Raw genomic sequence first — 14,387 nt, 5'->3', positions numbered from 1 at the left:
ACGCTAGAATGGGTGCAGTTGGCTTGGGACATCTGAGAGATGCTCCAGGCCAAGTTGCCCCATATTGGCACGTAAGTCCTGTTTGAGAATATCTACGAGATGCGCTGGACCTTGGGCACCCAACGCCGCCAACGCGTAGTGGAACGGGCGGCCCATCATCACAAAATTTGCCCCCAAGGCCAAAGCCCGCAGGATATCCAGTCCGGTTTCAAACCCGCTGTCGATGATCAACGGTAGGTTTGTCTCGGCGCGGATTTTGGGCAAAACTTCAATGGGAGCCGGCGCCGCATCAAACTGACGGCCTGCGTGGTTGGACAACCACAGCGCATCGACGCCCATGGCCTCAAGCCTCGCACAGTCCTCGCTGCGCAGAACGCCTTTGACAACCAAAGCGCCCTCCCAATTGTCTCGCAGCCATTGCACATAGCCCCAATCTGGGGAAGTGCGCAGCAAGTAGCCCGCGTGGGCAGTCGAGCTTAACCCGGACACCTGCCCTGCATAATCATCGATCAGCTTCATGCGCGGCATACCCGACCGCGCCGTCGCCAAGGCCCAGGCTGGCCGCATGGCCACCTGCGCCAGAAGGCGTGGCGTGAGCTTCGGCGGCGTTGTCAGACCGGATCGCACTTGCCGCTCTCGGCGACTGGCAGTGGGCACGTCTACCGTCAGAACCAATGTGGTGAACCCAGCCGCTTTCACGCGTTTCAAAAGGTCCTTGCGGACACCTTCATCGCTTGGCGGATAGAGCTGAAACCACCCGTTTTGCCCAATATGAGGCGCAAGGTCTTCCGGTGTTTGCGTTGCAACCGTGCTGAGGGTGTAAGGCAAATTGGCGAACACCGCCGCCCGCGCCAGCGTTTGTTCCGCTCCCGGCCAGATCAGCCCAGACATGCCTACCGGCGCAATTCCGACTGGAACATCATAGGCTTGCCCCAAGAAAGATGTCGTGACATCTGGTGACAGTTCACCATGCAAAATGGACGGTTCAAACAGGATCTCATCCAGTTTCTGCCTGTTGCGGGCTTTGGTTCGTTCCTCGCCAGTCGCACTGTCAAAATACTCCCAAACAAATTTGGGAATGCGCTTTTGAGCGCGGGCGCGCATGTCACTTAAGGCGGGGTATTGGGCATGCAAATCCATTTGCCGACCGTCATATGCCGAACAAAAAATGTCCAGAGCGACTTGCTTTTGGGACGTTCAACCCTCAATGGAACATAAGAAGAACAGGCTTTTGCCTGTCTGAGGTTTGAGATAGAGTGACGTCCATGAGCAGTTTTGACGAATTTGACGCCTTCGAAGGCGCGTCCTTGTCGGCGCGGGCCATGGCCCCACGCCCGATGCCTTACCTTGACCAGCTCAACCCGGCACAGCGCGAAGCGGTTGAGAAACTGGACGGACCAGTTTTGATGCTGGCTGGCGCTGGCACTGGCAAAACCAAGGCCTTGACAGCCCGGATTGTGCACCTGCTCAACACCAACCGTGCACGGCCAAACGAGATTTTGGCGGTGACCTTTACCAACAAAGCTGCCCGCGAGATGAAAAACCGCGTCGGCACTATGTTGGGGCATCAGATTGAGGGCGTGCCTTGGCTCGGCACCTTTCATGCGATCTGTGTGAAACTGCTGCGCCGCCATGCGGAGCTGGTGGGGTTAAAAAGCAACTTCACGATTCTGGACACCGATGACCAACTGCGCCTGCTCAAGCAGTTGGTGGCCGCAGCCAATATAGACGACAAGCGCTGGCCTGCACGGCAACTAGCCTCTCTGATTGATGGCTGGAAGAACCGCGCACTGACACCTGAAAAACTGCCTGCCGCCGACGCCGGGGCTTATAACCACATGGGTGGGCAGCTCTACGCGCAGTATCAAACCCGCCTGAAAGAGCTAAATGCGGTGGATTTTGGCGACCTGCTTTTGCATATGGTCACAATTTTCCAGGATCACCCGGATATTCTATCCAACTATCAACGTTGGTTCCGCTACATCCTTGTGGACGAATATCAGGATACCAACGTCGCGCAGTATCTGTGGCTGCGACTGCTGGCCTCTGCACATAAAAACATTTGCTGTGTGGGCGATGACGACCAATCGATCTACGGCTGGCGCGGCGCGGAAGTGGGCAACATCCTACGGTTTGAAAAGGATTTTCCCGGTGCGCATGTGGTGCGACTGGAGCAAAACTATCGCTCCACCGGTAACATTTTGGCCGCTGCCTCCAGCGTCATTCGTGGCAACGAAAACCGGCTTGGCAAAGAGCTGTGGACCGAGGCTGATATGGGCGAGAGGGTGCGCCTGATTGGTCATTGGGACGGCGACGAAGAAGCCCGCTGGGTGGGCGAAGAAGTTGAGGCCTTGCAGCGCGGCACGCGTGGCAGTGATCCCAAATCGCTGGAAGACATGGCAATTCTGGTGCGCGCCTCCCACCAGATGCGCGCGTTTGAGGATCGTTTCCTGACCATCGGCCTGCCCTATCGCGTGATTGGTGGGCCGCGATTCTATGAGCGTTTGGAAATCCGCGACGCTATGGCCTACTTCCGCGTGGTGGTCAGCCCGGACGATGACTTGGCCTTTGAGCGCATAGTGAACACGCCCAAACGTGGCCTCGGCAATGTGGCCCAGCAGAAAATCCAGACCTGTGCGCGCGCCAATGGGGTGAGCCTCGTCGAGGGCGCGCGTATCCTGCTGGAAGAAAAGGGCATTGGCGGCAAAGGCGCCAAGGAGCTTGGCATCTTGATTGACGGAATAGACCGTTGGCGCAAACAAGGCACCGCGCCTGTTGTCGAGGTGCCGCTGGATGACGACGACGTCATTGATGATGGCACCACGCAGACCGCTATGCGGCTTCAGGAAGGCCATGCTGAGTTGAACCACGTGGAACTGGCACAGGTGGTTCTCGATGAAGCTGGCTACACGGCCATGTGGCAGAACGACAAAACCCCGGAAGCCCCGGGGCGGCTGGAAAACCTCAAAGAGCTGGTCAAAGCCTTGGAAGGGTTCGACAATCTGCAAGGGTTCCTTGAGCACGTCAGCCTGATCATGGACAATGAAAGCGAAGATGCAGAGCAGAAGATTTCGATCATGACGCTGCACGCCGCCAAAGGCTTGGAGTTCCCAGCGGTGTTTCTGCCGGGGTGGGAAGACGGGTTGTTTCCCTCCCAACGCAGCATGGACGAAAGTGGCCTTAAAGGACTCGAGGAAGAACGGCGTTTGGCTTATGTGGGCATCACACGGGCGGAAGAAATCTGCACCATTTCATTTGCTGGCAACAGGCGTGTGTTTGGCCAATGGCAAAATCAACTGCCAAGCCGGTTTATTGACGAACTGTCAGCGGAAAACGTCGAAGTCCTCACCCCACCGGGCCTTTATGGTCATGGGGGAGGATCACGTGATTTTGGCGGAGGCTTTGGCAAATCCGGTTTGGAGAAATCTGCCACACAGGCAGATGGCTACAACTCTCCAGGTTGGAAACGCCTGCAATCGCGCGCTGGGCAATATGGCACCAGCCAGCCCAAAGAGAGCAAAGCTGCCGCGATTGATCTGGCCGCAGTGAGCAGCTTCACCGTTGGGGATCGCGTGTTCCATCAAAAGTTTGGCTATGGCGCGGTGACTGGCATTGAGGGTGACAAGCTGACCATCAACTTTGAAAAAGCTGGGGAAAAGAAGGTGGTGGCTCGCTTTGTCAGTGCATCAGATGACATTCCGTTTTAACCCAACGTCGATGATCTTCGGAGATGTTGACAGCACACGCGCCCCTGCGTTGAGGTGACCTCCAGACAGGAGGACCTCATGATTTTCTACGATTGCGCGACAGCACCCAGTCCGCGGCGAGCACGGATGTTCATTGCCGAAAAAGGGCTGGAGATTGAAACACGGCAAGTGGATCTACGTAACGACGGCCACCGCTCTCCGGAATTTCTGGCGCTGAATCAACACGGTACGGTGCCTGTGCTGACGACGGACGAAGGGCTGTACCTGACCGAGAACATCGCAATAGCAGGCTACCTCGAAGCGATGCATCTCGAACCGCCATTGATGGGCACAACGCCGGAAGAAAAAGGCGCGGTGCTGATGTGGAACGCGATTTGCGAATTCCATGGCGGCATGTCCATAGCAGAAGCCCTGCGCAATGCCTCCCCTGCCCTCAAAGGACGCGCGCTGCCTGGGGCTGTCAACTATGACCAAATTCCTGAGCTGGCGGAACGAGGGGCCAAGCGCCTGCAATTGTTCTACGCCACATTGGAAAAACACCTACAAGAAAGCCCTTGGCTCGCAGGCGACAGTTTCACTATGGCAGACATCACTGGCTACGTGTTTTGCGACTTTGCGCGAATCGTGAAGTTGACACCACCAAAGGAAAACACGGCGACGCAGACTTGGCTCTCCAAGATAGCCGCCCGCCCCAGCGCGCAGGCGTAAGACAAATCATTCCAAGAAAAGGCGCTCTTCGGAGCGTCTTTTTTGTTGTGCAGCAATGCTTTGGAGAGAGAAGGCAGCGGCGACATCAGGGAGGAGGAGAGATGTCGCCGCGCTTCACACAAAACGCTCAGGGAGGAGCGAGCGCCTTGATACCGGTGACCCCGCGACGGGATCGAATTTCAAGTGCGACGGTGCCAGGGAGGAGGAGAGGCACCGTCGCTCTAGTTTCAAGCGCCCTCAGGGAGGAGGAGAGAAGGCTCTTGATACCGTTGGGCCTTTAGGCCCGAATTTCGATGCGGCGACACCAGGGAGGAGGAGAGGTGTCGCCGCTTAGATCAAGTCACTCCAGGGAGGAGGAGAGGAGCAACTTGAGCTCGTTGGACCGTTCTGGTCCTGTGTTCGCTACGACGACACCAGGGAGGAGGAGAGGTATCGTCGCAGTAGTGGAAGGCCTGAGGGAGGAGCGGCCTTCCGAATTCTTATGCCTCGCGGCTTGCTTCGATCGCCAAGCGGCGGATCATGGAGCGGCTCAGACCCAGGTCGGCCAGTTCGCGGTCAGAAAGCTGGTTCAGCTCATTATATGTCGCGCGATAAACGCGGTACTGACGGAAGCGTTCTGCTGCGTTTGCGAAAAGGACCGAAAGGCCAGAGGCTTTAGGTGCGGTCACAGAAGATGTGCTTGCTACATATGCCATTGTCATTTCTCTCAGTCTGCTAGAGTGTCTGTTCGCTGTTGTGTTAGTGATATAGCTGGATGCTGCACCTGCACAATAGCCGCCTTGGCAAAGCAGCCATGCGCTCAGCGAATAGCAGACGTTACGTCAAGGTAAACTGTAGAAAAATTAACCAAGGTGCGGAATTGGTTGAAGAAATGTAAACCCATTCCTAAATCTACATTCCAAAAGTGCCTTTATTGTGCACGTGCAGCATAGGAGTCACGCATGTCCGTCAGCAAAGAAGAAGTGCAAGCGGTTTTGCAAAAAATTTCCCTCCCGGACGGGGGCGATTTGATCTCCCGCGATTTTGTGCGCGCTTTAAGCATTCGCGAGAAAAATGTGCAGTTTGTGATCGAGGCGCCCAATCCGGATATAGCACGACTCATGGAGCCGTTGCGCAAAATGGCTGAAGCGGCCGTTGCACAGATGGATGGTGTCGACTCAGTCCAAGTTGCACTGACGGCCCATGACAGCGCCCCTGCCCCCAAATCCGCACCACCCAGCCTGAAAATTGGCGGGCACCCCAAGCCACAGGCTGGGCCTATGAAAGTGGCGGGCGTGGACCGAATTCTGGCTGTAGGGTCCGGCAAAGGTGGGGTTGGTAAATCCACCGTATCCTCCAACCTGGCTGTGGCGCTGGCCAAGCAAGGCCGCAAGGTGGGCTTGCTGGATGCCGACATCTACGGCCCAAGCCAACCGCGCATGATGGGCGTCAACAAGCGCCCGGCAAGTCCTGACGGCAAAACCATTATTCCGCTTGAGGCCCATGGTGTGACCATCATGTCGCTGGGCTTCATGCTGGAGGAAGACAAACCGGTTGTCTGGCGCGGGCCGATGCTGATGGGCGCGTTGCAGCAGATGTTGACGCAGGTGCAATGGGGCGATTTGGACGTGCTGATTGTAGACCTGCCGCCCGGTACCGGCGACGTGCAGCTGACCCTGTGCCAGAAAACCGAACTGACCGGTGCGATTGTGGTGAGCACGCCGCAGGATGTGGCCTTGTTGGACGCGCGCAAAGCCCTAGGCATGTTTGATCAATTGAAGACGCCGGTGCTGGGACTCATTGAAAACATGAGCCTTTTCCACTGTCCGAAGTGTGGACACGAGGCCCATATCTTTGGGCATGGCGGCGTGGCGACGGAGGCTGAGAAGCTGGGGATTCCCTTGATGGGCGCGCTACCGATCGATCTGGACACGCGTCTTGCCGGAGATGGCGGCACGCCAATTGCCGCCGGAGACAGCGATATGGCGCAGGCCTATGCGCAGATTGCCAGCGGGTTGGTACGGGGCGGGATGGCGTAAGCCTCCCCTGCCCTCGCTTTTAGCCGTAGACCGATCCAATCAAGATTTGCGGTTGAATGTTTGTGAAGTTCGAGATGTCTGCCATGACCGGCCCCGCGGCCTTCATGGCGGCATCCATAGCGCCTTGATCTGCAAAAGTAATTGTCGCAATCGCGTGGAACGGCGCGGGCACGTCTGGACCACCAGCCAGTCCTTTTGAAGCCTGTGCCGAGGCGATATGTGCGCCCATATGCTGCCCCACCAGGTCCATATGGGTGGTGGCATAATAGTCGTGGTCAAAGGTGGTGCCGTCGCCCACTGGATAGAGCACTTGTAACGTTACAGCCATGGAATCCTCCCCGATACTGGCAATGATGAAACAGCCTAGCAGGGAAAAAGACTGGCGCAAAATCGGTGGCTATTAACCAATTGGGACACCGCAAAAATGGCCAAGAGTCACGTCGGTTTAACGTCTGTATTGCGGCTGTTTTGCGGAGGTGCGTATTTTGCTCGCTGGATTCGAAGAGAATCTCGTGAATCGTTACGATTGCGCACGGCCATCTGCACGCGCCCGCAACACGGTCAGGGTTGCGGTGTGGCCTGTGTCCTCAGAAAATCATCCAGCTCGACAAAGAGGTTCTTGCGCTCGTCTTCGCTCAGAAAACTGCCGATCTCCACGGTGCGCCCATTGCCGGTGAGGGTCACATAGTTGGGCACTGGGCCCCCGTGAGCATGCAGCTCGGCGCGGGTCCAATAGATGTTGCACGCCCACTCTTTGGCAACACCGCGCGCGGGGGAGTGGCGCAGATGCAGGATGTCGTCTTGCAGTGAGAGTTCTTCGAGAATCTCGCCATCTTTGTAAGAGCGCTCCAGCCCCCACCAGAGGCCACCCACCATCACAAGGACAAACGGCAGGATGCCCCAGAGCGCCACCGAGCCCAACAAGCCGTAGAGCGGAATGGTGCCCATGGTGAAGGCAAAGAGAACCATTGCCGCAAACCCTCGGCGCGGCAGGGAGCGGTGCGGCCAGAGGGTTTGGACGGGGTGGCCCGGGGTGGCTTGGGTTGTCCAGCGGTGGGGCATTAGGCGCGCTTTGCGTCAGGCAGGGGCCAGCCTCTCTTGCGCGCCGGCGCGCAATTCACCCCGGGATATTTACGGACTGTGAATGAGGTGTGTTGGCTTGTGTGGGTCATGTCGCCCCCTTGCCGCGAGCAAGAAGCACATAGCGGCCCAAAACTGAGGGGTCGTTGGGGGTGTAGGTGACTTCGGCAAAGCCTGCGGCTTGAAGGGTGTCGCGGTATTCGGCCGGGGACAAGCTGCCGTGATACACGGGTTCGCCCGCCACTGTGCCCCCAACCTCACCTTCGTCATCACCCACGGTCAGCAAAAGGTGTCCGCCGGGTTTGAGGTGGTTCAGAATCAGAGGCAAAGCTGCGCGTTGTTCCTCTGGGCTGAGGTGAAAAAAAGCGTCCCAGCTGAGGATGGCGTCAAAGAGCTGGCCCAGATCAAGGGCGCGCATATCTGCGATTTGGAAAGTGGCGCCAGGGACATTGGCTTGTGCTCGGGCAATCATGGCGGCACTGGCGTCTACACCACAAACGTGATGGCCAAGGCCCGCCAGATAGCCGCTCAGCGGACGACCGGAACCGCAGCCAAGGTCCAATATCTTGGCAGGCACAGGCAGGCCCTCAAGCCAGCGGGTCAGCCAGTTTTTTTCACGCAGGGATGTATCGCGGCCTTCATCCCAAGCAGCGGCGTTGCGCTCATAGACAGCAGCCATTCCTGCTTTGATCTCTGCAAAGTCTTTCGGTGATGACATCCAAAGTGGTCCTGCGTGCAAAAGAAAAGGCCCCGGAGCAGTGCTGCGCCGGGGCCTCTTTGATCTGTTACCTGAGAGGCCTCACCTTAGTGAGAGTGGCCTTTGTCCCAGTCTTCCTGCTTGGGCAGGATTTCAAAGGTGTGCTCTGGCGGTGGGCATGGAAGGGTCCATTCCAGAGTGTCGGCATACTCGTTCCAGTAGTTATTCTCGGTCACTTTCGCGCCACGGAACAGCGAGTAGATCACCACACCGAAGAAGAACAGGAAGGAGGCAAAGGACAGGAACGCGCCGTAAGAGCTGATCTTGTTCCAATATGCAAAGGCTTCCGGATAGTCGATGTAACGACGTGGCATGCCTTGACGACCCAAGAAGTGCTGTGGGAAGAAGGTCAGGTTTGCGCCGATGAAGAACATCCAGAAGTGCAGCTTGCCCGCCCACTCAGGATAGTGACGGCCGGACATCTTGCCGAAGTAGAAGTAGATACCGGCAAAGATCGCAAACACCGCACCCAACGACATCACGTAGTGGAAGTGTGCAACCACGTAGTAGGTGTCGTGGTAGTAGCGGTCCACGGAGGCTTGCGACAGAACGATCCCGGTCACACCACCTGCGGTGAAGAGGAACAGGAAGCCGAAGGCCCAGAGCATTGGAGTTTTAAACTCGATGGAGCCGCCCCACATAGTGGCGATCCAGCTAAAGATCTTAACGCCTGTTGGCACCGCGATGACCATGGTGGCCAGCATGAAGTAGGACTGCTGTGTCAGCGACATGCCCACGGTGTACATGTGGTGCGCCCAAACAACAAAGCCCAGAGCACCAATCGCGATGATCGCCCAAACCATTGGCAGGTAGCCGAAGACCGGCTTACGCGCGAAGGTCGCAATCACGTGGGAGATGATGCCGAAGCCTGGCAGGATCACGATGTACACTTCCGGGTGACCGAAGAACCACAGGATGTGCTGATACAGGATCGGGTCGCCGCCGCCAGCTGGATCAAAGAAGGTGGTGCCGAAGTTACGGTCGGTCAGCAACATGGTGATCGCGCCGGCCAGAACTGGCAGGGCCAGAAGGATCAGCCACGCGGTCACAAAGATGGACCAGGCAAACAAAGGCACTTTGAACAGGGTCATGCCAGGGGCACGCATGTTCAGGAAGGTGGTGATAATGTTGATCGCACCCAAGATCGAAGAGGCACCGGAGACGTGCACCGCAAAGATCGCAAGGTCCATCGACATGCCGCCTTCGTTGGTGGAGAGCGGCGGATACAAGACCCAACCCACACCAGAGCCAAGCTGGTCATTGCCACCTGGCGACAACATGGAGGCGACACCCAGCAGGGTACCAGCCACATAGAGCCAGAAAGACAGGTTGTTCATCCGAGGGAACGCCATATCCGGCGCGCCGATCTGCAGTGGCATGAAGTAGTTGCCAAAGCCGCCAAACAGCGCTGGGATAACCACGAAGAACATCATCAGAACACCGTGGTAAGTGATCAGAACGTTCCACAGGTGGCCGTTTGGTGTACAGGGACCGTCACCGCCGCCAAAGAAGCGCGCGCCTTCCAGACACATGTATTGAACACCCGGATCCATCAGCTCCATGCGCATCAGCACAGTGAAGAAGACGGAGATCAAACCAGCCAGGGCTGAGATGATCAGATAAAGGATGCCAATGTCCTTATGGTTTGTGGACATAAACCAGCGGGTGAAAAAACCGCGCTCGTCGTGATGGTCCTGGCCTTGAATGGCTGCGTCTGCCATGCGTTGCCTCCTGTTGATTTCTATCTGGGCGCGCGGATTCCCGCTTACGCCTGGTTCCCGGTCGTTTTAGGGTGCTGCGCGCGTGGTCGCAATCTCCGTAATTGACCTAGATCAAAAAAAATTGTCGCAGGGGCACGGGTCTTGGCCGGCATTTGCAGGGATTTGTTCCAACTTTGTTCTGAATTCGCGCTACGGTGGTGTCAGCCACATAGGAATCAGACCATGCGTAGAGATCAGAAATACACCGCTTTTTTGGACCTGCATCACGGTAAGACGGCGTTTGTGATGCCCAACCCGTGGGATGCGGGCAGTGCGCGGGTGTTGGCTGCCGAAGGATTCGCGGCGCTTGCCACCACAAGCGCCGGGGCCGCTGTGACTCAAGGTTTACGGGACGGGGCAGCCAGCATGACGCGGTCGGCGATTCTCTCCAATGCTGCGGATATTGTGGCAGCGACAGATCTGCCTGTGTCTGCCGATTTAGAAGATGGCTTTGGCCTGGCGCCGGAGACCTGCGCCAAGACTATTGTTATGGCGGCAGAGGTTGGGCTGGTGGGCGGCTCGATTGAAGATGCGACCGGTGGCGAAGATGGCGGCATCATGGACATGGGGCTAGCGGTGGAGCGGATTGCAGCGGCGGCGGAGGCCGCGAAAGCGCACAAAGTGGTGCTCACCGCGCGATCAGAGAATTATCTACATGGGCGGCTGGACCTAAAGGATACCATTGCGCGCCTTCAGGCGTTTGAGGCAGCGGGGGCAGATGTGCTTTATGCGCCGGGGCTGCCAGATCTTGATGCAATTCGGGCTGTGTGCTCCGAGGTGAGCAAACCGGTGAATGTGGTGATGGGGCTACGGCCGCCGTTCTTCACTGTTCAGGAGTTGTCGGAGGTTGGCGTAAAGCGGGTGAGTGTTGGTGGCTCACTGGCGCGGCTGGCTTATGGCGCGGTGCAACAAGCTATGCGGGCGGTATTGCAAGACGGCGAGTTTGCCTACGCAGACAAAGCCATGCCGGGTGCGGAGCTCATGGGGCTGATGCGCGCGGCGCCCACCTCTCGGGTGTAACAAAGAAACGCCCGCATTGGGGCGCGGGCGTTTCAGGGTCCGTGATGTGCAGCGCAGGGACATTTGCGCCGGGGTGTCACCTCACGGAGAACCGTTTGGTGCGTGACCTAACGTGGGCGGCGTTTCTGAAAGCTGTTGTCAGCTGTGCCTTTGTGGCAGCGCGGGATCACTGGGAAGCCGTCGGTGAGAAAATAAGCGTACGTGCCTTGGGGATAGTCGGCTGTTTTCACAAATGCGCCGTTGCATTCATCCAACGTCCCTGCCCCGGCGACATATCTATAGTCCTGCACAAAGGTGCCATCGTGGCGGCCAGTCGGGCCGTTGCCGGTGCGGCTGCCTGATTTGAGACGATACGAGCTGGTCATTTGCGTAACGCGGCCATCTACTGTGGCGGTGATGGCGTAGATCGGGAAACCGTCCGCCGCGTAACCGATCAGCGGCGATTCCTCCTGGCGGGACCAACCGACTTGCTGCATCAGCCCAACCGGCAAACCGTGATAGTGATACGCTCCGGTGGGTTGCACATGGGCGTAGTTGGCATCCAAGCCGAGCGGCACCGCGCCACCGAGCGCTTCATACTGCCAGCCGGAGCGCGGGTTGCCGCGCCAAAACTCCGCTGCGCCCGGGTCAAAAGGCACACCGTTGACCGCCACGCCAAAGATCCCCATGCGGCTTTGCGTGCTGCGTGCGGTCTTCTGCGGGGTGAGCGGCATCATAAAGGTATAGGACTGTGCCTTGATGCGGTTGGGATTGTCGCTGTTAGGAAACCGACCAACTTTATGGGCGGGGATACCATTGGCGGTTATCACCCGCTTAGTGCCCTTCATGGAGATACTCACCTTGTTGCGCCCTGCGGTCTTGATGGCCTTAATCAGGCGCAGCGGTTCGGATTCAGTGGCCGTGTGTTGCCGCATTGGCGGACGACCCTGCGCATCACTGCTTGCGGTGGCGCCCACAACAATGGCCACGGCCAAGACGCCGAGCTTCACATTTTCCAACAAAGTCATGTGGTTCCCTCCAGAAAACCCCTACGGCATGACGGTCACGGGCCCCTGCCCGTCCGCGCCAAAATCCAACAGCATGGTGAAAATGCCGGGCACCGTATCGTCAAAGCGCAGGCGCAGCTTTTGCTCCTCCAACCCACCAGCGGGCACGGTGAAGGGCAGCTTTTGTCCTGAGAGTTTGGCGACATCGGCCGAGATGCTCTCCAGCGTCATGGGCTCTGTACCGGCGTTGTAGAATGTCAGCACCAGATCGATACGGCGTTTGCGGCGGCGGGTCACAGTGGAAGTGACCGTCAGGTGGCTCATGCCGTGACCGGCGTGTGCCAAAACCCCGGCCGGAGCCAGCAAAAGCGCGACCAGAAAGCTGCGGCGGGTGAATGTCAGTTTGGTGTCTGTCATGGGAGGTTGTACGCACCTTGTTATGGGTTCCGTCGGTGAAAAATCAAAAAACACATTTTTTTCGGCAAGGCGACATTTTCCACTTGCAGCCCGCCGAGACTCTTTATATTTCACGCCTCACCCAAGGAAGCGGGCGTAGCTCAGGGGTAGAGCATAACCTTGCCAAGGTTAGGGTCGGGCGTTCGAATCGCCTCGCCCGCTCCAATATCTCCCTCGCGGAGAGAGTGATGAAGGCGCGGATTTATCCGCGCCTTTTCGCGTTTCTGGACCTCTTTTCAGTGACTTACAAACTTTCTTCGGATTGGATGAATTTCTTTCGAATTGGGGGTTGCGGTCCCCCGTGGGGAGCGCTAAATCACGGCCATCCAAACGGTGCGGGCGTAGCTCAGGGGTAGAGCATAACCTTGCCAAGGTTAGGGTCGGGCGTTCGAATCGCCTCGCCCGCTCCATTTGGATCAAACGTAAAAAGGCGCCAGGGTTTCCCGGCGCCTTTTGCTTTTTCTGCATGATCTGAACGGCTTGAGATGACGGGCGCGATGGCGCGCCCGCCAGTGTATTTGCTCAGAGGTTTTCCGCGAGTCGCGTTGCCAAGGCATTCTGCCGTTGAATCACCGCAGACAGGTTGATGCTGGTTATATGGCCGTCGCGCACGATCTGACGTCCTTCGACAAAAAGATCGCGCACGGTGGTTGGACCAGCCAGAAGAATCGCTGCCTGATCCCAGCTGCCTGCGCTGTGCACGCCGGTGACGTCCCAAATCGCGATGTCGGCGCGCTTGCCCACAGCGATCTGGCCACAATCATGGCGCCCCAGCACCTCGGCCCCGCCCCGCGTGGCAATTTCCAATGCTTCGCGCGGGGACATGGCGTCCGCGCCCAGGGCGACTCGCTGCAACAACATCGCCTGACGGGCTTCAGCCACCAAATTGCCCGCGTCGTTGGAGGCAGAGCCGTCCACGCCGAGACCCACCGGCACTTTGGCGTCACGCATGGCGCGCACCGGGGCAATGCCACTGCCGAGGCGGCAGTTGGAACAGGGGCAATGGGCGACGCCGGTTTTGGTGCGGGCAAAGAGGTCAATTTCGCTTTGATCCAGCTTCACGCAGTGGGCGTGCCAGACGTCTTCGCCCACCCAACCAAGCTCTTCGGCGTATTGGCCGGGACGGCAGCCGAAGTTTTCCAGTGAATACGCAATGTCTTCGTCGTTTTCCGCCAGATGGGTGTGCAGCATCACGCCTTTGTCGCGCGCCAAGATGGCTGCGTCGCGCATCAACTCACGAGACACAGAGAATGGCGAACAAGGGGCCACACCGACGCGCACCATGCTGCCGTCGCTGGCGTCGTGGTGCGTGTCGATTAATCGGATGGCGTCTTTGAGGATGGCGTCTTCTTTTTCGACCAGCGAATCCGGTGGCAGACCGCCGTCGCTTTCGCCGATGCTCATGGCGCCTCGGGTGGGATGGAAGCGCATCCCCACTTCTTTGGCGGCCTCGATGGTGTCATCCAAACGCGACCCGTTTGGATAGAGATAGAGGTGATCCGAGGTCAGGGTGCAGCCAGAGAGCGCCAATTCGGCAAGGCCTATTTGGGCGGAGATGTTCATCTCTTCCGGCCCAAAACGTGACCAGATCGGATAAAGCCGTTGCAGCCAGCCAAACAGCAACGCGTCCTGCCCGCCCGGCACAGCCCGGGTCAGGGTTTGGTAGAGGTGGTGATGGGTGTTCACCAAGCCGGGCGTGACCACGCAGCCATCAGCAAAGACGGTTTCACCATCGGTTGTGAGATTCTCGCCAATCTCGGCAATCACGCCATCCTTGATGCGGATGTCATGAATCGCCAGTTCGCGGCGGTCATCATCCATTGTCAGAATGGTCTGAGCGGATTTGATCAGGGTTTCAGAGGCTTGTGCCATATGCGCATTCCTTGGGCCAAAAG

13 protein-coding genes and 2 tRNA genes are annotated in these 14,387 nt (G+C 57.9%); 6 read left to right on the top strand and 9 right to left on the bottom strand.

Annotation, left to right across the window (positions count from 1 at the left end):
* Positions 1-3: 3 nt before the first annotated feature.
* Positions 4-1,140: an alpha-hydroxy acid oxidase gene (locus JXR15_RS18030; protein ID WP_422054574.1), complete on the bottom strand. Its 1,137-nt coding sequence runs from the start codon at positions 1,138-1,140 to the stop codon at positions 4-6.
* A 125-nt stretch (positions 1,141-1,265) separates the two neighbouring features.
* On the opposite strand from JXR15_RS18030, the gene JXR15_RS18025 reads away from it, so the two are divergent.
* Both JXR15_RS18025 and JXR15_RS18020 read left to right on the top strand, forming a co-directional pair.
* On the top strand, positions 1,266-3,707 hold the full coding sequence (locus JXR15_RS18025) for an ATP-dependent helicase (protein ID WP_422054573.1): 2,442 nt from the start codon (positions 1,266-1,268) through the stop codon (positions 3,705-3,707).
* A 78-nt stretch (positions 3,708-3,785) separates the two neighbouring features.
* Positions 3,786-4,415: a glutathione S-transferase family protein gene (locus JXR15_RS18020; RefSeq protein ID WP_422054572.1), complete on the top strand. Its 630-nt coding sequence runs from the start codon at positions 3,786-3,788 to the stop codon at positions 4,413-4,415.
* Between the two features lie 479 nt (positions 4,416-4,894).
* On the opposite strand, the gene JXR15_RS18015 is transcribed toward JXR15_RS18020, so the two are convergent.
* Complete coding sequence (locus tag JXR15_RS18015; RefSeq protein ID WP_299426905.1) at positions 4,895-5,110, bottom strand: DUF1127 domain-containing protein; 216 nt, start codon at positions 5,108-5,110, stop codon at positions 4,895-4,897.
* Positions 5,111-5,356: 246 nt separating this feature from the next.
* Between JXR15_RS18015 and JXR15_RS18010 the strand changes: the two genes are divergently transcribed.
* Positions 5,357-6,433 carry an Mrp/NBP35 family ATP-binding protein gene (locus tag JXR15_RS18010; protein ID WP_422054571.1) on the top strand — a complete coding sequence of 359 codons (1,077 nt, stop codon included), beginning with the start codon at positions 5,357-5,359 and terminating at the stop codon, positions 6,431-6,433.
* Between the two features lie 19 nt (positions 6,434-6,452).
* Here the strand turns inward: JXR15_RS18010 and JXR15_RS18005 are convergent, their stop codons facing one another.
* From JXR15_RS18005 to ctaD, 4 genes are all read right to left on the bottom strand, one after another.
* Positions 6,453-6,761, bottom strand: a complete 309-nt coding sequence (locus tag JXR15_RS18005; protein WP_422054570.1) for an EthD family reductase — start codon at positions 6,759-6,761, stop codon at positions 6,453-6,455.
* Between the two features lie 233 nt (positions 6,762-6,994).
* A complete protein-coding gene (locus tag JXR15_RS18000) occupies positions 6,995-7,495 on the bottom strand; it encodes a DUF2244 domain-containing protein (RefSeq protein ID WP_422054569.1) in 501 nt (166 codons plus the stop codon).
* A 106-nt stretch (positions 7,496-7,601) separates the two neighbouring features.
* The gene (locus JXR15_RS17995) at positions 7,602-8,231 is read right to left on the bottom strand and encodes a class I SAM-dependent methyltransferase (protein WP_422054568.1); all 630 of its coding nucleotides are present in this window, start codon (positions 8,229-8,231) and stop codon (positions 7,602-7,604) included.
* 86 nt (positions 8,232-8,317) lie between these two features.
* Positions 8,318-9,991, bottom strand: a complete 1,674-nt coding sequence (gene ctaD, locus JXR15_RS17990; RefSeq protein ID WP_422054567.1) for a cytochrome c oxidase subunit I — start codon at positions 9,989-9,991, stop codon at positions 8,318-8,320.
* 222 nt (positions 9,992-10,213) lie between these two features.
* Between ctaD and JXR15_RS17985 the strand changes: the two genes are divergently transcribed.
* Positions 10,214-11,050 (top strand): isocitrate lyase/PEP mutase family protein, encoded by an 837-nt coding sequence (locus JXR15_RS17985; RefSeq protein ID WP_422054566.1) that lies wholly within the window; start codon positions 10,214-10,216, stop codon positions 11,048-11,050.
* Between the two features lie 107 nt (positions 11,051-11,157).
* Here the strand turns inward: JXR15_RS17985 and JXR15_RS17980 are convergent, their stop codons facing one another.
* Positions 11,158-12,057 (bottom strand): YHYH protein, encoded by a 900-nt coding sequence (locus JXR15_RS17980; RefSeq protein WP_422054565.1) that lies wholly within the window; start codon positions 12,055-12,057, stop codon positions 11,158-11,160.
* A 21-nt stretch (positions 12,058-12,078) separates the two neighbouring features.
* Positions 12,079-12,453 (bottom strand): hypothetical protein, encoded by a 375-nt coding sequence (locus tag JXR15_RS17975; RefSeq protein WP_422054564.1) that lies wholly within the window; start codon positions 12,451-12,453, stop codon positions 12,079-12,081.
* Positions 12,454-12,582: 129 nt separating this feature from the next.
* Here JXR15_RS17975 and JXR15_RS17970 point away from each other — a divergent pair.
* Together JXR15_RS17970 and JXR15_RS17965 are read left to right on the top strand one after the other, a co-directional pair.
* Positions 12,583-12,657, top strand: a tRNA-Gly gene (locus tag JXR15_RS17970).
* 170 nt (positions 12,658-12,827) lie between these two features.
* A tRNA-Gly gene (locus tag JXR15_RS17965) sits at positions 12,828-12,902 on the top strand.
* 112 nt (positions 12,903-13,014) lie between these two features.
* Here the strand turns inward: JXR15_RS17965 and JXR15_RS17960 are convergent.
* Positions 13,015-14,364 carry an 8-oxoguanine deaminase gene (locus JXR15_RS17960; protein WP_422054563.1) on the bottom strand — a complete coding sequence of 450 codons (1,350 nt, stop codon included), beginning with the start codon at positions 14,362-14,364 and terminating at the stop codon, positions 13,015-13,017.
* Between the last annotated feature and the right edge of the window lie 23 nt (positions 14,365-14,387).

This window comes from Shimia sp., from assembly GCF_049116215.1.
In the GTDB taxonomy this organism is placed as follows: Bacteria; Pseudomonadota; Alphaproteobacteria; order Rhodobacterales; family Rhodobacteraceae; genus Shimia.
Note: the sequence above shows the minus strand (reverse complement) of the source record. Positions and strands in the feature narration are given on the sequence as shown.